General features: G+C 72.5%; 16 protein-coding genes. 11 read left to right on the top strand and 5 right to left on the bottom strand.

Going from position 1 to position 17,434, the window contains the following annotated elements:
* The first annotated feature begins 51 nt into the window (after positions 1-51).
* Positions 52-1,065, top strand: coding sequence for an NlpC/P60 family protein (locus ACFY9S_RS14930; protein ID WP_391127610.1), 1,014 nt, complete (start codon positions 52-54; stop codon positions 1,063-1,065).
* Positions 1,066-1,098: 33 nt separating this feature from the next.
* Positions 1,099-2,283, top strand: coding sequence for a hypothetical protein (locus ACFY9S_RS14925; protein ID WP_391127608.1), 1,185 nt, complete (start codon positions 1,099-1,101; stop codon positions 2,281-2,283).
* Between the two features lie 73 nt (positions 2,284-2,356).
* Here the strand turns inward: ACFY9S_RS14925 and ACFY9S_RS14920 are convergent, their stop codons facing one another.
* The gene (locus tag ACFY9S_RS14920) at positions 2,357-2,887 is read right to left on the bottom strand and encodes a helix-turn-helix transcriptional regulator (RefSeq protein WP_391127605.1); all 531 of its coding nucleotides are present in this window, start codon (positions 2,885-2,887) and stop codon (positions 2,357-2,359) included.
* Positions 2,888-3,037: 150 nt separating this feature from the next.
* Between ACFY9S_RS14920 and ACFY9S_RS14915 the strand changes: the two genes are divergently transcribed.
* The gene (locus ACFY9S_RS14915) at positions 3,038-4,360 is read left to right on the top strand and encodes an MATE family efflux transporter (protein ID WP_391127602.1); all 1,323 of its coding nucleotides are present in this window, start codon (positions 3,038-3,040) and stop codon (positions 4,358-4,360) included.
* On the opposite strand, the gene ACFY9S_RS14910 is transcribed toward ACFY9S_RS14915, so the two are convergent.
* Positions 4,321-5,553, bottom strand: coding sequence for a glycosyltransferase 87 family protein (locus ACFY9S_RS14910; RefSeq protein ID WP_391127599.1), 1,233 nt, complete (start codon positions 5,551-5,553; stop codon positions 4,321-4,323). The two genes, ACFY9S_RS14915 and ACFY9S_RS14910, sit on opposite strands and share 40 nt — an antisense overlap.
* A gap of 120 nt (positions 5,554-5,673) precedes the next feature.
* On the opposite strand from ACFY9S_RS14910, the gene ACFY9S_RS14905 reads away from it, so the two are divergent.
* Positions 5,674-6,816, top strand: a complete 1,143-nt coding sequence (locus tag ACFY9S_RS14905; protein ID WP_391127596.1) for a glycosyltransferase — start codon at positions 5,674-5,676, stop codon at positions 6,814-6,816.
* A 165-nt stretch (positions 6,817-6,981) separates the two neighbouring features.
* Positions 6,982-8,568, top strand: coding sequence for a GMC oxidoreductase (locus ACFY9S_RS14900; protein ID WP_391127593.1), 1,587 nt, complete (start codon positions 6,982-6,984; stop codon positions 8,566-8,568).
* Between the two features lie 13 nt (positions 8,569-8,581).
* Here the strand turns inward: ACFY9S_RS14900 and ACFY9S_RS14895 are convergent, their stop codons facing one another.
* On the bottom strand, positions 8,582-10,378 hold the full coding sequence (locus ACFY9S_RS14895) for an AMP-binding protein (RefSeq protein WP_391127591.1): 1,797 nt from the start codon (positions 10,376-10,378) through the stop codon (positions 8,582-8,584).
* Between the two features lie 297 nt (positions 10,379-10,675).
* On the opposite strand from ACFY9S_RS14895, the gene ACFY9S_RS14890 reads away from it, so the two are divergent.
* The 6 genes from ACFY9S_RS14890 (at position 10,676) to ACFY9S_RS14865 (ending at position 15,941) form a co-directional block, all read left to right on the top strand.
* A complete protein-coding gene (locus ACFY9S_RS14890) occupies positions 10,676-11,473 on the top strand; it encodes a metallophosphoesterase (protein ID WP_391127588.1) in 798 nt (265 codons plus the stop codon).
* 111 nt (positions 11,474-11,584) lie between these two features.
* The gene (locus tag ACFY9S_RS14885; RefSeq protein ID WP_102907921.1) at positions 11,585-12,025 is read left to right on the top strand and encodes an SRPBCC family protein; all 441 of its coding nucleotides are present in this window, start codon (positions 11,585-11,587) and stop codon (positions 12,023-12,025) included.
* Positions 12,026-12,221: 196 nt separating this feature from the next.
* Positions 12,222-13,391, top strand: a complete 1,170-nt coding sequence (locus ACFY9S_RS14880; RefSeq protein WP_391127585.1) for an ArsA-related P-loop ATPase — start codon at positions 12,222-12,224, stop codon at positions 13,389-13,391.
* A gap of 104 nt (positions 13,392-13,495) precedes the next feature.
* The gene (locus ACFY9S_RS14875) at positions 13,496-13,996 is read left to right on the top strand and encodes a DUF5304 family protein (RefSeq protein ID WP_391127582.1); all 501 of its coding nucleotides are present in this window, start codon (positions 13,496-13,498) and stop codon (positions 13,994-13,996) included.
* A 132-nt stretch (positions 13,997-14,128) separates the two neighbouring features.
* Positions 14,129-15,082 (top strand): ROK family glucokinase, encoded by a 954-nt coding sequence (locus ACFY9S_RS14870; RefSeq protein ID WP_381583609.1) that lies wholly within the window; start codon positions 14,129-14,131, stop codon positions 15,080-15,082.
* 112 nt (positions 15,083-15,194) lie between these two features.
* Positions 15,195-15,941 (top strand): endonuclease/exonuclease/phosphatase family protein, encoded by a 747-nt coding sequence (locus ACFY9S_RS14865; protein ID WP_391127578.1) that lies wholly within the window; start codon positions 15,195-15,197, stop codon positions 15,939-15,941.
* On the opposite strand, the gene ACFY9S_RS14860 is transcribed toward ACFY9S_RS14865, so the two are convergent.
* Both ACFY9S_RS14860 and ACFY9S_RS14855 read right to left on the bottom strand, forming a co-directional pair.
* Positions 15,938-16,576, bottom strand: coding sequence for a hypothetical protein (locus tag ACFY9S_RS14860; protein ID WP_391127575.1), 639 nt, complete (start codon positions 16,574-16,576; stop codon positions 15,938-15,940). The genes ACFY9S_RS14865 and ACFY9S_RS14860 overlap by 4 nt on opposite strands.
* A complete protein-coding gene (locus tag ACFY9S_RS14855) occupies positions 16,569-17,366 on the bottom strand; it encodes an alpha/beta fold hydrolase (RefSeq protein WP_391127572.1) in 798 nt (265 codons plus the stop codon). The genes ACFY9S_RS14860 and ACFY9S_RS14855 overlap by 8 nt, the downstream gene beginning before the upstream one ends.
* Between the last annotated feature and the right edge of the window lie 68 nt (positions 17,367-17,434).

Genomic DNA, 17,434 nt, shown 5'->3' with positions numbered 1-17,434 from the left:
GGCTACTGTCTGCCGCGTTCCAGTCCGCCAGCGGAAGGAGAGCGGCTTCCCGTGGGGTCCCATCGCCGCCTTGCACCGTCCGGGTTCGACCGGGGCGCCGGTGCCGCGGTCAGCTTCCTGTCCGTCGCGGCCGCCGCCGTGGGCGCGGTACCGGCCGCCGCCGCACCGCACGACGACACCCGGGCCACGGTGGACCGGCTCTACGAGCAGGCCGAGAAGGCGACCGAGGCGTACAACGCGGCCGACGAACGCGCCGACGAACTGCGCGACGAGGTCGGCACCGCCCGGGACCGCATCGCCCGCGGGCAGCAGCGCGTCAACTCCCTGCGCGACTCCCTCGGTTCCCTCGCCGGTGCCCAGTACCGCGAGGGCGGCATCGACCCTTCCCTCGTCCTGCTGCTCTCCGACGACCCGGACGACTACCTCGACCACGCGTCCCGGCTCGACCGCCTCACCGCCCACCAGGCCGGTGAGCTGAAGGAACTCCGGCATGCCATGCGCGAACTCGCCCAGGAACGCGAGGAGGCCGCCGAGAAGCTCCGCGAACTGGACAGGAGCCGCAAGGCCGTCGCCGCGCACAAGAAGACCGTCGAGCGGAAACTCGCCACGGCCCGACGGCTGCTCAACTCCCTGCCGGAGGCCGAGCGCGACGCCTACGGCAGGGCCTCCCGCTCCGGCCGCGGCGACCTGCCCGGCCCCGGCAGCGCCGACGCCGCCTCGGGACGCGGGTCCGCCGCCGTCGCCGCCGCCCGCAGCGCACTCGGCAAGCCCTACATCTGGGGCGCCAACGGGCCCTCCGGCTTCGACTGTTCGGGCCTGATGCAGTGGTCGTACGCGCAGGCCGGGGTCTCCCTGCCGCGCACCTCGCAGGCCCAGCGGTACGCCGGCCGGCAGATCCCGCTGTCCGAGGCACGCCCCGGTGACCTGGTCGTCTACCGGGGCGACGCCAGCCACGTCGGGATGTACATGGGCAACGGCCAGGTCATCCACGCGCCCTACCCCGGCGCGCCCGTGCGCTACGACCCGGTCGGGATGATGCCCGTCTCGTCGGTCACCAGGGTCTGACCGGGGCGGCCCGGCGCCCGTACGATCGGGAACGTGGCTGGTCGAAGGTCGGGGTCCGTGCTCGTAGCGCTCGTCGTGCTGCTCGTCGCCCTGACCGGGTGCGGCGGGCGGCCTGCCGTCGACAGTGCCACGGCCGATGTGCAGCGGCTCCTGGACCGGCGGGCCGCAGCCGTCCTGGACCGCGACGAGCGGGCCTACGAACGGACGGGCACCGGGACGGATCTCGCCAGACTGCGCTCGGTGCCCGTGGCCGCCTGGTCGTACCGGGTGACCGGACTGCGCCGCACCGGCGACACGGCCACCGCCGACGCCGAACTGCGCTACCGCGTCGCCGGCTACGACCGGGCTCCGGTGACCGCCGGGCGCACCCTGCGGCTGAGCCGGGGAGCGGACGGGAAGTGGGCCGTCGACACCGACCGGCCGGCCGAGAAGTCCGCGCAGCAGCTCTGGGACCAGGGGGCGGTGCACCTCGTCCGGGGCCGGTACAGCCTGGTGCTCGGCGTCGGGCAGTCCGGGCAGGCGCTGCGGGACTTCGCGGACCTGGCCGACCGTGCGGTGCCCGCCGTGTCGGACGCCTGGGGCACGCGATGGAGCCGACGGGTCGTCGTGCTCGTGCCGAGGTCACTGGAGGGGATGGCGGGGCTGCTCGGCTCGCCCGCCTCCGCCTACCGCGGGATCGCGGCGGTCACCACCGGTGAGACGGGTGCGCGGGACCGGGCGTCGGCGGACCGGATCATCGTCAACCCGGACGCGTTCGCGCTCCTCGGCGGTCTCGGCGAGCAGGTCGTCGTCACCCACGAGACCACCCATGTCGCCACCCGCGCCCGCACCACCGCCGCCACGCCCCTGTGGCTGTCCGAGGGTTACGCCGACTGGGTCGGCTACCGCGCCACCGGCCGCACCCCCACCGAGGCCGCGCCCGAACTGTCCCGCGCGGTCGACGCGGGCCGGGTCCCCACCACGCTCCCGGACGACGAGGACTTCGGCTTCACCGGCGACGCGAGCCGGCTGGCCCGCTCCTACGAGAGCGGCTGGACGGCGTGCCGGCTGATCGCCGACCGCTGGGGCGAGGCCCGGCTGGGCGACTTCTACCGGGCCGTCGGGGAGCACCGGGAACGCCCGGGTGCGGTGGAGGACGCCATGCGGGAGGTTCTGGGGACGACGCCGGAGGCCTTCACGGAACAGTGGCGGGCCTATCTGCGGGAGCAGCTGGGCTGACGGCTGACCCGGGGCCGGACCCGCCGTGGCTCACTCAGGCGGGTCGAGCCTCTCGACCGGACCTGCCGCGGCCTCACTCCGGCCGGTCGAGCAGCTCGATGGCCTCCCGCAGCCAGCCCCGTTCGGCCTCGCCCGTCGCCCGGGCCACACGCAACATGCCCTGGCGGAACAGGTCGTCCGCCTCCTCGGCGCGGACCGGCTTGCCGGAGTCGTAGAAGAAGCTCGTCGGCGTCTCAAGGAAGTCCAGCCGGCGGCGCAGCACCGCGGCCTGCTCGTGCCGGTCGGGCAGGTGGCGCAGGAACGCGAGGACCGTGTTGAAGCGGACGTGGTCGGTGATCTCCGTCTGCCTCGGGTCGCGCAGACGCGCCAGCAGTTCCTCCCGGCCCCTGTCGGTGAGGGCGAGGATCCGGCGCGGGGCCGCGCTCGCACCCGGCTCGGTGCGCTGGTCGAGCAGCCCCTTCGTGGTCAGCCGGGTGATCGCCGGGTAGAGCGCGCCGTCGCTGACCGGACGGACATGCCCGGTCAGCGCCTTGATGCGGTCCTTCAACTCGTAGCCGTGCAGGGGCTCCTCGGCCAGGAAGCCCAGGATCGACAGCTCCAGCATGGTCCTCCTTGCGGGCGGGTCAGAGTGCATGCTACCTCTTACCGAGGTACCTCGATCCGAGCTACCTCGAATAGATGTAGTCCGGATCGCGTCGGGTCAGGCCGAGGTATGCCGCATCGGGGGTCATCAGGACTCAGGGGGACCGTCACCGTGAACACCCACCGCGAACAGCTCGTGCTGCTCGCCCGGCCCGTCTACTTCTCGCTCCTCGCCTCCGTCGCCGCCGGGATCATCAACACCGTCTGGGTCGCCGGGCTGGGCGGACCGGCCGTGGCCGCCGTCGCCGTGGCGACCACCACGGAGAACGTGCTGCTCGGCATCGCCCTGGTCTTCGGCTCCGGTACGACCGTGCTGGTCGCCCACGCCCGGGGTGCCCGCGACCCCGCCGCGGTACGGGCCGCGGTGCGCGGCGGATGGGCGCTGTGGGCGCTGGTGACACCGGTGGTGGTGGCCTGCGGCCTGCTGGGGCGTGAACCGCTCGCCCGGCTGGTGCTGGGCGGGGCCGACAGCGCCGCTCTCCCGCTCGCCGTCGCCTACTTCACGCTCTCCATGCCGGGCCTGACCGTCTTCTTCGCCCAGCAGCTCGTCGACGGCATCCTCAAGGGCACCGGCGACACCCGTACCCCGATGCGCCTCGCCCTGCTGGCCAACGGCCTGATCCTGGCCCTCGACCCGCTCTTCATCCACCTCTACGGCGTCCGGGGTGCCGCCGCCGCGACGGTGCTGGCCCGGTGCGCGGCGCTCGGGGCCGGACTCCTCGCGCTGCGGCGCACCACCCTGCTGCGCGCGGCCCGCCGGGCCGAACCGGGCGAGTCCCTCGACGTCTCCCTGCGGCGCACGCTGAGGACCGGCCTGCCCATGTCGGCCGACTTCACCGTGCGGCAGACCGGCGCCCTGGTCCTGGTCGTGATCGTGGCGCGGCTGGGGGTGACGGCGGTGGCGGCGTACGCGATCGCCTACAAGGTCATGTACGTGGCGACCATGGCCTTCTACGCCGTCCGGCAGGCCGCCTCCATCCACACCGCGCACACGCGGGGCGCCGGTCAGGACGCCCGGCGGGCGATCGGGCGGCAGGCCGTGCTCCTCTCCGGCACCGTCGGACTCGCCGCGGCCGTGCTCCTGGCCGTCACCGCCCCCTGGATCATGGCCGCCTTCGGCGCCGGGCCCCAGGTCGCGGGCGAGGGCGTGCTGTTCCTGCGCTGCGTCGGGCCCTACCTGGTGCTGCTGGGCTGTCTCATCGCGCTCGGCGGGGTCTTCGAGGGCGGCGGGCGGGCCTCGGCGCTGCTGCGGGTGACCCTGCTCGGGACGGCCGTCCAGCTGGGACTCGCGTACGCCCTCGCGAGGCTCGGCCTGCCCGGGGTGTGTCTCGCGATGGCGCTCGCGGCTGCCGCGCAGTGCGCGTCGGCGGGGCTGCTGTTCCGGCGGGACCCGGCTCAGGAGGAGACGGCGGTCTCGTCGGTACGGACGGGCTGAGCGGGCACGGGAGCGGGGAGGATGCCCGGCACCGTCGCGCGCCACAGGGCGCGGGCCGCGAGGAGCGCGGCGGCCACCAGGAGGCCGTTGCGCAGGAACAGCAGGGTGAGGCCGAGGCCGTCGCTGGCGACGACGCTGGCGAAGTAGAACGGGAACTCCAGCACCGTCACGAAGCACGCCACCAGCACCAGGACGACCGGGAGCCGCATCCGGCTCCCGGGGAAGCACAGGCACACCGCCGCCAGCCCGACCAGCCACACCATGTACTGCGGGCTGATCACCCGGCTGGTCGTGGTGAACATCAGCACCGCGACGAAGGCCGCGTCGGCGAGGGTGTGCTCCTCGAAGCGCCGGGCCAGCAGCCGCCACAGCACCAGCCAGCCGAAGGCCGCCCCGGTCAGGAACAGCGCGCCCGTGCTCACCTCGCTCACGTACGGCCCGAGGAACTCGATCGAGCCGTAGTTCAGCCTCACCTCGCCCTGCCAGCCGAAGTGCCGGGCGACGTGGAAGACCAGCGCGCCCAGCGACTCCACCTCGGTGCCCCGGTCGCGCTGGAAGGTCAGGAACGCGAACGTGCCCGGCATGGCCAGCGCGAACGCACCCGTCACCACGATGCCCGTCACGAGGGCGGACACCCAGGCGCTGCGGCTGCGGGCGGCCAGCAGCAGCATCGCCGGCCAGATCTTCAGCAGGGCGCCGAAGGCGGCCAGGGCCCCCAGCGCCTTCGGGTGCCGGGCCCCCGCGAGCAGGGCGGCCATGGCCACCGCCGTGACCATCACGTCGTAGCGGGCGTACACCGTCGGGCCGAGCAGCGGCACGCCGATCACCCACACCCAGGCGCCGCGCAGCGAGCGGCCCGGGCGGCGTCCCGCGTAGATCATCAGGGCCAGCACGGCCAGATCGGTGACGCAGACCAGCACGAAGAACGCGGTCCCGTAGTCCAGGAAGGGCAGCAGGCCGGGGGAGAGGATCGCCAGCGCGGCGGCGGGCGGGTACTGCCAGGTGACGTCGCGCAGAGGGAAGGTTCCGGTACTGAGGACCTCGTACCAGCCCCGGTAGATCACGTGCACGTCGCTCGTGACGTCCGGGCCCGGGAAGACGTACACCTTCAGGACGAACAGCAGCAGCAACAGCCTGGTGAGACACCAGACCACCGGCAGCCATGCCAGGGACCGCCTCGTGCCCTTCGTCATCACGTGATCCCTGCCCGTTCGCGCGCGGTGTTGATCGGGCCATGATGGGCCCGTCAGCTGTGAGCGTGCCACACTCGCCGCGGCGTACGGCGGTGAGGGCCGTTGGGTAGGGTCGGCGGCGTGCGCAAGACCCTGATCGTGACCAACGACTTCCCGCCCCGGCCCGGGGGCATCCAGGCGTTCCTGCACAACATGGCGCTGCGGCTGGACCCACAGCGGCTGGTCGTGTACGCCTCGACCTGGAAGCGGACACCGGAAGGCGTCGAGGCGACCCGTGCCTTCGAGGCCGAGCAGCCCTTCACCGTCGTACGGGACCGTACGACCATGCTGCTGCCCACGCCGGGTGCCACCCGGCGGGCCGCCGGTCTGCTGCGGGAGCACGGCTGCACCTCGGTGTGGTTCGGGGCGGCGGCCCCGCTCGGTCTGATGGCGCCGGCCCTGCGCGCCGCGGGTGCCGAGCGGCTGGTCGCCACCACGCACGGCCACGAGGCCGGCTGGGCGCAGCTGCCCGCCGCCCGGCAGCTGCTGCGGCGGATCGGAGAGTCCACCGACACGATCACCTACCTCGGCGAGTACACCCGCTCGCGCATCGCCTCCGCCCTGACGCCCGAGGCGGCCGCACGGATGGCGCAGCTGCCGCCCGGAGTCGACGAGAAGACCTTCCACCCCGGCTCGGGCGGCGAGGAGGTCCGGGCGCGGCTGGGCCTGACGGACCGCCCGGTCGTGGTCTGCGTCTCCCGGCTCGTCCGCCGCAAGGGCCAGGACACCCTGATCCGGGCCATGCCGCGCATCCTGGCGGCCGAGCCCGACACCGTCCTGCTGATCGTCGGCGGCGGCCCCTACGAGAAGGACCTGCGGCGCCTCGCGCACGAGACCGGCGTCGCCCCCGCCGTACGCTTCACCGGCGCAGTGCCCTGGTCCGAGCTGCCCGCCCACTACGGCGCCGGCGACGTCTTCGCGATGCCCTGCCGCACCCGGCGCGGCGGCCTGGACGTCGAGGGCCTCGGCATCGTCTACCTGGAGGCCTCCGCGACGGGCCTGCCGGTCGTGGCCGGCGACTCGGGCGGCGCCCCGGACGCGGTGCTGGACGGGGAGACGGGCTGGGTGGTGGGGGGCGGCTCCCCGGAGGAAGCGGCCGAGCGCATCACCGTCCTCCTCGGCGACGCCGAGCTGCGCCGCAGGATGGGGGAGCGGGGCAGGGAGTGGGTCGAGGAGAAGTGGCGCTGGGACCTGCTGGCGGAGCGCCTCAAAAGCTTGCTTTAGGGGAATAAGGGGCGCGGGGAACTGCGCGACAAGCCACCGAAGGCCCGCACCCGCCCACAAGGATCAAGCGGCACCCCACTAGGCGGAACCCGAAAATCCGCCGATGCTGCGCCCATGACATCTAACCTGACGCATCGTCACCTGACAAGACGTCACATCCTCGGTATGGCAGCCCTGCAGACCGCTGCCGCCCTCGGCTTCACCCGCATCGGCCTCGAAAGCGCCCGAGCCGCCCAGCCCGACGCAGTCGACACCGCCCCCGCCATCGTCGTCGGCTCCGGCTACGGCGGCGCCGTGGCCGCTCTCCGCCTCGGCCAGGCCGGCATCCGCACGATCGTCCTGGAGATGGGCCGCCTCTGGAACACCACCGGCCCGGACGGCGAGATCTTCTGCACCACCAGCGCACCCGACCACCGCTCCATGTGGTTCCGCGACCGCACCGAGGCCCCCCTCGGCACCTTTCTCTGGCTGGACCTCGTCAACCGGGACATCGGCCGCTACCCCGGCGTCCTGGACCGCGTGCACTTCGACCACATGTCCGTGTACGTCGGCCGGGGCGTCGGCGGCGGCTCCCTGGTCAACGGAAGCATGGCGGTCACCCCGCCCCGGCCGTACTTCGCGGAACAGTTCCCGACGGTCGACGCCGACGAGATGTACGGCACGTACTTCCCGCGCGCCCGGGCCGCCCTGGGAGTGAACACCGTCGACCCGGCGTGGTTCGAGTCGACGGAGTGGTACCGCTTCACCCGCGTCTCCCGCAAGCACGCCGGGAAGGCCGGCCTGCGGACCACCTTCGTGCCCAGCGTCTACGACTTCGGCCACATGCGGCGCGAGGCGGCCGGCACCGCCCCGAAGTCGGCGCTCGGCGGCGAGGTCATCTACGGCAACAACCACGGCAAGCGCAGCCTCGACAAGACGTACCTTGCCACCGCGCTCGGCACCGGCGAGGTCACCGTCCACACCCTGGAGAAGGTGCGCGCGATCAGCCGCGCGCCGGACGGCACCTACGTCCTGACCGCAGACCGCATCGACGAGACCGGCCGCGTCGTCGAGACCAAGGAGTACGGCTGCACGTACCTCTTCCTGGCCGGCGGCAGCCTCGGCACCACCGAACTGCTGCTGCGCGCCCGGGAGACGGGCACCCTGCCCGCGCTCGACGCCAGTGTCGGGGCCGGCTGGGGAACCAACGGCAACGTGATGCTCGGCCGGGCCAACCACCTGTGGGACACGGTCGGCGCGAACCAGTCGACCATGCCGGTCATGGGCATCGACGACTGGGCGAACACCGCCAACCCGGTGTTCGCCGAGATCGCCCCGCTGCCGACGGGCCTGGAGCACTGGGTGAGCCTCTACCTGGCGATCACCAGGAACCCGGAACGGGCGTCCTTCTCCTACGACACCGGCTCGGACCGGCTCCGGCTCGGCTGGACGGCCGCCCACTCCGCGGTCTCCGTCGCCATGGCCAGGAAGCTGTTCGACCGGATCAACGCGGCCAACGCCACGATCTACCGGTACGACCTGTTCGGCTCGAAGAGCAAGGTCTTCGCCGACGACTTCACCTACCACCCGCTGGGCGGCTGCGTGCTGGGCCGGGCGACGGACGACTACGGGCGGGTCAAGGGATACTCCCGGCTGTACGTCACCGACGGCTCGCTCGTGCCCGGGTCGCTCGGGGTCAACCCCTTCGTGACCATCACCGCGCTCGCCGAACGCACGATGGCGCGGGTCCTCGCCGAGGACACCGCGCCATGACGCCGTTCGCGTACTACTTGGCGTAGATCGCCTCGACCTCGTGCGCGTAGTCCTTCGCCACCACGTTCCGCTTCAGCTTCAGCGAGGGCGTGAGGTGGCCCGAATCCTCCGTGAACTGGGAGGACAGAATGCGGAACTTCCGCACCGATTCCGCCTTCGACACCGCGGCGTTGCCGTCGTCGATCGCCGACTGGATCGCGGCCAGCAGGTCCGGGTCCTCGCTCAGCGACGCCGCGGTGGAACCCGCCGGCTTGCCGTGGTCGGAGCACCAACGGCCGAGGAACTCCTCGTCGATGGTGATCAGCGCGCCCACGAACGGCCGCCCGTCGCCCACCACCATGCACTCCGCGACCAGCGCGTGCGCCCGGATGCGGTCCTCGATCACGGCCGGGGCGACGTTCTTGCCGCCGGCGGTGACGATGATCTCCTTCTTGCGGCCGGTGATCCGGAGGTAGCCGTCCTCGTCGAGGGTGCCGATGTCACCGGTGTGGAACCAGCCGTCCGCCAGCGCCTCCGCGGTCGCGCCGGGGTTGTTCCAGTACTCCTTGAACAGGTGCTCGCCGTGCAGCAGCACCTCGCCGTCGTCGGCGATCCGCACCACCGACCCGGGCAGGGGCTGCCCGACCGTGCCGATCTTCTGCCGGTCCCACGGGTTGAACGCGGTGGCCGCGCAGGACTCCGTCAGACCGTAGCCCTCCAGGACCGTGAAGCCGATGCCGCGGAAGAAGTGCCCGAGGCGCTCGCCGAGCGGGGCACCGCCGGAGATGGCGTACTCGCCCCGGCCGCCGAGGACCGCCCGGAGCTTGCTGTAGACGAGCTTGTCGAACGTCTTGTGCTTGATCTTCAGGCCGAACGACGGACCCGAGGGGGTGTCCAGCGCCTTGCTGTAGGCGATCGCGGTGTCGGCGGCCTTGTCGAAGATCTTGCCCTTGCCGTCGGCCTGGGCCTTGGCGCGCGCCGAGTTGTAGACCTTCTCGAAGACGCGCGGCACACCGAGGATCAGCGTGGGGCGGAACGCGGCCAGCTCGTCGGTGAGGTCCTTGATGTCCGGGACCGTGCCGAGTTTGATCGGTGCCATCATCGGGGCGATCTGCACCAGCCGGCCGAAGACGTGCGCGAGCGGCAGGAAGAGCAGCACCGAGCACTCCCCGGTGCGGAACAGCGGACGCAGCCGCTCGACGATGTTGCCGCACTCGGCGAAGAAGCTGCGGTGGGTGAGCACGCAGCCCTTCGGGCGGCCGGTGGTGCCGGAGGTGTAGACGATGGTCGCCGGGTCGTCGGCCTTGGCGATCGAGCCGCGCTCCTCGACTGTCTCATCCGTGACGTCCTGACCGAGCCGGCCCAGCTCGTCCAGGCCTCCGCCGTCGATCTGCCACACGTGCTTGAGCGCCGGCAGCCCGTCGCGGACCGACTCGATCGCCGCCGAGTGGGCCTGCGACTCCACGACGCAGGCGGTCGCGCCCGAGTCGCCGAGAATCCACTGCACCTGCTCCGGCGAACTGGTCTCGTACACCGGCACGGTCACCGCGCCCGCGCTCCAGATGGCGAAGTCCAGCAGCGTCCACTCGTAGCGGGTGCGGGACATCAGCCCCACCCGGTCGCCCGGCTGGACCCCGGCGGCGATCAGCCCCTTCGCCGCCGTGTGCACCTCGGCGAGGAAGGTGGTGGCCGTGACGTCCTGCCAGCTGCCGCCGATCTTGCGGGCGATGACGGCGACGTCCGGGTGCTGCGCGGCGTTTCTGCGAACGATGTCGGTCAGATTTCCGTCCGCAGGGACCTCGTACAAAGCCGGAAGGCTGAACTCGCGCAAGACTGCTGCTCCTCATAGGGCGCCGGCGCCACGACGGTGTGTGCTGCGACGGTGCGGTCCAAGGCTCGGGGAGGTGCTCCGGCATTCACTTGTTGAAATGCAGAGCACGACTGGACTGCCCGGACGTTACCCGCCGGTATGGCTTCTGCGACAGGGGGTCCCGTCGAGATGTTCGCTGCGTCACACAGCTGGGTATTCCATCGCGCACAGTAGTCCACGGGCAAACTGACTGGCCAGTAACCGCAGGTAGGGCCGCCACTGTTCACAAGGGCCGCGCTCGACCTACGCTTGATCGTCATGGCACCCACACCAGCCGCAAACCACCGGACGCGCGTCCACGTGGTCAGCGACGTCCACGGCAACGCCCGCGACCTGGCCAGGGCCGGCGAGGGCGCCGACGCCCTGATCTGCCTGGGCGACCTCGTCCTCTTCCTCGACTACGCCGACCACTCGCGGGGGATCTTCCCCGACCTGTTCGGCGTCGAGAACGCCGACCGCATCGTCGCGCTGCGCACCGCCCGCCGCTTCGAGGAGGCCCGGGTGTTCGGGGCGGAACTGTGGGCCGGCCTCAAGGAGAACCGCGCCACGGTGGTCGAGGAGGCGGTGCGCAAGCAGTACGCCGAGCTGTTCGCCGCGTTCCCCTCTCCTACGTACGCCACCTACGGCAACGTCGACATGCCGGCCCTGTGGCGGGAGTACGCGGGCCCGGGGACGACCGTCCTCGACGGCGAGCGCGTCGAGATCGGCGGCCGGGTCTTCGGCTTCGTCGGCGGCGGCCTGCGCACACCCATGCGGACGCCGTACGAGATCAGCGACGAGGAGTACGCGGCGAAGATCGAGGCGATCGGCGAGGTCGACGTGCTCTGCACGCACATCCCGCCCGAGGTCCCCGAGCTGGTCTACGACACCGTCGCCCGCCGTTTCGAGCGCGGCAGCCGGGCCCTGCTGGACGCCATCCGCCGCACCCGGCCCCGGTACTCCCTCTTCGGGCACATCCACCAGCCGCTGGTGAGAAGGATGCGGATCGGCGCGACCGAGTGTGTGAACGTGGGCCACTTCGCCTCGACCGGGACCCCGTGGGCGCTGGAGTGGTGAGGACGTCCCAGGTCGGGTGAGATCCGCGGGCCCCGTGCGCGGTAGCCTTCACGCTGCACACACGTGCGCAGGACGACGTCTTACCGGCCCGTATCTGGAGGAGCCACGGCGATGGCGGAACACACCAGCTCGAGCATCACCATCGAGGCCGCCCCGGCCGACGTCATGGCGGTCATCTCCGACTTCGGCCGCTACCCGGACTGGACCGGCGAGGTGAAGGAGGCGGAGGTCCTCAAGACCGACGCCCAGGGCCGCGCCGAGCAGGTCCGCCTCGTCATGGACGCGGGCGCGATCAAGGACGACCAGATCCTCGGGTACACCTGGACCGGCGAGAACGAGGTGTCCTGGACGCTGGTGAAGTCCCAGATGCTGCGCTCCCTCGACGGCTCGTACATCCTCAAGCCGTCCGGCGCGGGCGGTACGGAGGTCACGTACGTACTGACCGTGGACGTCAAGATCCCCATGCTCGGCATGATCAAGCGCAAGGCGGAGAAGGTCATCATCGACCGGGCGCTCGCGGGGCTGAAGAAGCGCGTGGAATCGGGCAAGTAGAGCCGCGACGCAAGGGGTGCCCGCGGCGCCGGGTGCGGGCCCCGCGCGGCGGAGCCACTTGTCCAATACGGCTCCGCGCCCCTTGAGCGGCGTCCACGGCTCCGTCCGCATGGAGGGGCGTCCACGGCTCCGTCCGCCTAGGGGGCGTGCACGGTTCCGCGTCCCTCGAGGGGCGTCTCGGTTACCGTTCAACCCCATGCGCACCATCCTGATCACCGGCCCCGGCGGCAGCGGCCGTACCACCCTCGCGGCCGCGACCGCCCTGGCCGCGGCGGCCGGGGGTACCCGCACCCTCGTCCTCGGCACCGACTGCACGGACACCCTCGGTGCCGCACTGGGGGTGCGGACCGGCCCGGCCCCGGTCCAGGCAGCGCCCCGGCTCACCGCCTGGCGGCCCGACGCCGCCCAGGACTTCCGCAGGGACCTCACCGCACTCCAGGAGCGCGCCTCCACCGCCCTCGACCTCCTCGGCGCCTCCCGCCTCGACCCCGAGGAACTCACGCCCCTGCCCGGCGCCGGCGAACTCGCCCTGCTGCGCGCCCTGCGCGATGCCGCGCTGTCGGAGAAGTACGACACGCTCGTCGTCGACCTCCCCCCGGCCCCGCAGGCCCTCGCCCTCCTCGCCCTGCCCGAGGAACTCCGCCGCTACCTGCGCCGGCTGCTCCCGGCCGAACGGCAGGCCGCCCGCGCCCTGCGCCCCGTCCTGGGCCGCCTCGCCGGCGTCCCCATGCCCGCCGAGTGGCTCTACGAGACGGCCGGCCGCTGGGACCTGGAACTGGCCGCCGTCGAAGCCGTCGTCGCCGACCGCGACACCGTCGTACGCCTGGTCGCCGAACCCGGACCGGCCGGTGCCGAGGCGCTGCGCACCGCCGCCCTCGGCCTCGCCCTGCGCGGTCTGCGCACCGATGTCGTGATCGCCAACCGCGTCCTGCCCGAGGCGTCCCCGGACACCTGGCTCGCCGGCCCCGTCGCCCAGCAGCGCAAGACGCTGGAGGAGTGGCGGGAGTCGTACGACGTCCGCACCGCCCCCCACCTCGGACACGACCCGCGCGGCACCGACGACCTCACCGCGCTCGCCGTGCCCGGCGTCCAGCCGGCGCCCCCCGCGGCCGACTGGCCCGTGACCGACCGGCTCGCCGACGACGGTGTCCTCGTCTGGCAGATCCCGCTGCCCGGCGCCATACGCGAGGAACTGGACCTCGTCCGGCGCGGCGACGAACTCGTCGTCACGGCGGGGCGGTTCCGCCGGATCGTCCCGCTGCCCTCCGCGCTGCGCCGCTGCACCGTCGACGGAGCCGCCCTGCACGAGGGCGAGCTGCGGATCCGCTTCGCACCCGACCCCGGGCTGTGGCCGCGGAACCGGTGAGGCAGCGGGTACCGGACCGGGGGAAAACGGGCGGCCCCGGCCCGTGAACGCGGTACGCCCGTTCAGGTAACGTCGTAGGGACGAACCGTAGTCAGGAGTCCGTCATGAGCGAAGAGCTCCCCCCGTCCGACGCCGCCCGCGAAGAGGCCGCGGACGAGGTACGGGCGAGCGACGCCGACGCCTGGGCGACCGCGTGCGCCGAGGACCTCCAGGCCGAGAAGGCCCGCCGCCGCACCCAGTACGGCACGCCCCCGGGCTCCGCGGCCGACGAGCTGAAGAAGCTCGTCGACACCCTCGCGGAGAAGCTGTCCGGCGTGCAGTCCCCGCTGCTCGGCGCGGTCGCGGGGCCCGCCGCGCAGCAGGTCGTACGACAGGTCGTCCAGCAGGCCAAGGACGCCGTGGAACCCGTCATCGAGCGCAACCCGGACGTCTTCGACCACCTGGCGGCGGCCGGGAACGAACTCCTCGCCGCCTACCGTTCCGCCGTCCAGGACCAGGAGCGCCGCTGGACCGGCCGCGACGATCAGGACGACCCCCGTGACCAGGGCGGACGCCGGGACGGCGACGACGACGCCGGTCCCGGGGAGCGCATCGACCTGGACTGAGTCCCCGGCCCCGGCCGAGCGGCGTCCCGGTGCGGCGCCCGGGGGCGCCCACCGTGCGGACGACGCCGACCCCGACGGCAGGGCCTCGGGTACCGTTATCCGTAGCGGGGCTCGACCGAAACTGAGGGATTCATGGGACTCACCATCGGCGTCGACATCGGCGGCACGAAGATCGCGGCCGGCGTGGTCGATGAGGAAGGCAACATCCTCTCGACCCACAAGGTGCCGACCCCGGGCACGGCTGAGGGCATCGTGGACGCCATCGCCTCGGCGGTGGACGGCGCACGCGTCGGTCACGACATCGTCGGCGTGGGCATCGGTGCCGCCGGCTACGTGAACCGGCAGCGCTCCGAGGTCTACTTCGCGCCCAACATCCACTGGCGCAACGAGCCGCTCAAGGAGAAGGTCGAGGCCCGCGTGGGCCTCCCGGTGGTCGTGGAGAACGACGCCAACGCGGCGGCGTGGGGCGAGTACAAGTTCGGTGCCGGCAAGGGCCACCGCAACGTCATCTGCATCACCCTCGGCACCGGCCTCGGCGGCGGCATCATCATCGGCAACAAGCTGCGCCGCGGACACTTCGGGGTGGCCGCCGAGTTCGGGCACATCCGCATGGTGCCGGACGGCCTGCTGTGCGGCTGCGGCTCCCAGGGCTGCTGGGAGCAGTACGCGTCGGGCCGGGCGCTGGTGAGGTACGCCAAGCAGCGCGCCAACGCCACCCCCGAGAACGCCGAGATCCTGCTCGGCCTCGGCAACGGCACGCCCGACGGCATCGAGGGCAAGCACATCTCCATGGCCGCCCGCCAGGGCGACCGGGTCGCCGTCGACTCCTACCGCGAACTGGCCCGCTGGGTCGGTGCGGGCCTCGCCGACCTGGCCTCCCTCTTCGACCCCTCCGCGTTCATCGTCGGCGGCGGCCTCTCCGACGAGGGCGAACTGGTCCTGGGCCCGATCCGAAAGTCCTACAAGCGCTGGCTTGTCGGCGGCAACTGGCGCCCGGTCGCCGAGGTCCGCGCGGCGGAACTGGGCAACAAGGCGGGTCTGGTCGGAGCGGCCGACCTGGCCCGCGAGCCCGACCCGATCATGTAGACACCGTCCGGGTGCGCGCCCCAGGGGCGCGGGGAACTGCGCGATCAAGCACCAGCGACCGGCACTCGCGCACCATCCCCGCGCCCCGCCCTTTTGGGCGTAAATTGATCACATGCCGCTGCTCCCCAACTCCCGTACGGAACCCGACGGTTCCGCGGTCATCAGGGTCCTCAGCTACAACATCCGCTCCATGAGGGACGACACCGCCGCCCTGGCCCGCGTCATCAAGGCCTGTGATCCCGACCTGGTCCTGATCCAGGAAGCCCCCCGCTTCTTCCGTTGGCGCAAGAAACTCGCCCGCCTGGCCCTCGCCTCCGACCTGGTGACCGTCACCGGCGGCGCCACCACCACGGGCCCGGCGATCCTCAGCTCGCTCCGGGTGGGCGTCGAGCGCACGGAGGACATCCTCCTGCCCCCCACCCCCGGCCTGCACCGCCGCGGCTTCGCCACCGCGGTCGTCCGCATCGCCGGCGCCCGCCTCGGCGTGCTCAGCTGCCACCTGTCCCTCCAGAAGGACGAGCGCTACGAGCAGTCCGGCATGCTGCTGGACCGGCTCGCCGGCATGGGTGTGCAGCACATGATCGCCGGCGGTGACCTCAACGAACGCCCCGACGGCCCGGCCTTTCGCAGGCTGGCCGACCGCCTTGCCGACTGCCGGGCCGCGGCCCCCTGGGGCGGCGAGCACACCTGGACACCCGTCGACCCCTACCAGCGCATCGACGCGATCTTCGCCACCGAGGGCATCGAGGTGCTGGGCTGCGGCGTGCCGGTCGGGCAGCCGGGGGTGTCCGACGCAGACCTGAGGGCGGCCACGGACCACCTTCCGGTCCTGGCCGCCCTCAGGGTCCCCGCTGCCTAGACGACCGCGCCCCGCCCCGGGTCGTCGTCCTCCTCGTCGTCCGTACGCATGCGCATCACCAGCGTCGTGAATCCGCCGACGAAGCCGCCGATCCCCAGCGTGGCCAGCCACCAGGTCATGTCCCAGCCGAGCAGCACGGCCAGCAGGAGCAGCACCGGCCCGCCGAGCACGCCGAGCCAGGCGAACTTGGCCGTGGGGTCGGCGGTGGGCAGCGGAGGCGGCTCCGGGGGCACGAAGTGGCCCTCGTCGTCCTCGTCGAAGTCGTCCTCGGCGGGCTCGGGCGTGGTGTAGTCGCGCGGGCCGACGCCGGGCGCGAACGAGACGGAGCCGCCCAGCGGCTTCACGGCCTTGTCTCCGGACTCCCCCGGCTCCCCGGCCTCCTGCGGCTCGGCCGGCTTGACGGTGTCCCCGGACTTCACGGCCGTGTCGCCCCGGTCGCCGTCGAGCCCGGCGTCGTTGGTCCCGGCCGCCGGCAGGGCCAGGTCCTCGATCGACTTGAACGGTTTGGCGCCCGGCGGGTCCGGCGGTTCCTCGCCGTACCCGGCGACGATCGCCGCCCAGGCGGCCTCCTCGTCGAAGGGGACGCCCTTCTCCTCCGGCTCCCGGCCCTCACGGTCGGAGTCGTGCTCAGCCACCTGCGGTCGTCCCTTCCTTGCCGAGCCCGGGCTCCTTGCCGAGGGCGGACGAGATGCGGCCGATGAACGCGAGGCTCTCCTCGTGAATACGGTCCGCGTCATGGTCCAACGTGGCGACGTGGTAGCTCTGTTCCAGGATGACCTCTTTCACGTCCGTCGAGGAGATGCGGCTGAGGATCCGGGCCGGGTCGGCGGGCGGCACCACATGGTCCTGCGGGCTGCGCATCAGCAGCACCGGTTGCGTGACCTGCGGCAGCTCGCGGTCGGTGGCCTGGAAGAACTGCCGCAGCGAGTGCGCCGCGTGCAGCGGCACCCGGTCGTAGCCGAGCTCCCTGCCGTCCGGCTTGGCGATGTCGCTGGCGATGCCCTTCGTCGCGGGGACGAGGTGACGTACCACCGGCAGGGCGTGCGCGGCCAGGCCGTGCACCTTGTTCGCGGGATTGACCACCATGACACCGCGCACGGCGTCGCCGTGCTTGGCGGCCAGCCGCAGGGCCAGCGCGCCGCCCATGGACAGACCGGCCACGAAGACCGTCTCGTGGCGCTCGCACAGCAGACGCAGCGCGCGGTCCACCTCCGCGTACCAGTCCTGCCAGCCGGTGATCCGCAGGTCCTCCCAGCGCGTACCGTGCCCGGGCAGCAGCGGCAGGGAGACGGTCAGGCCGTGCTCGGCGAGGTGCTCCGCCCAGGGGCGCAGCGACTGCGGTGATCCGGTGAAGCCGTGGCAGAGGAGGACGGCGACCTCTCCGCCCTCGTGGTGGAACGGCTCGGCTCCGGCTAGGACCGGCACCTTCGGCCTCCTGGTCGTGAGAAGGGACTGGCACGATCACGGAATGTCACGGAACGTCATGGAAGGGG

It is taken from the genome of Streptomyces sp. NPDC012474 (assembly GCF_042955185.1).
Lineage (GTDB): Bacteria > Actinomycetota > Actinomycetes > Streptomycetales > Streptomycetaceae > Streptomyces > Streptomyces cahuitamycinicus.
This window is presented reverse-complemented; position numbering and strand designations above follow the sequence as displayed.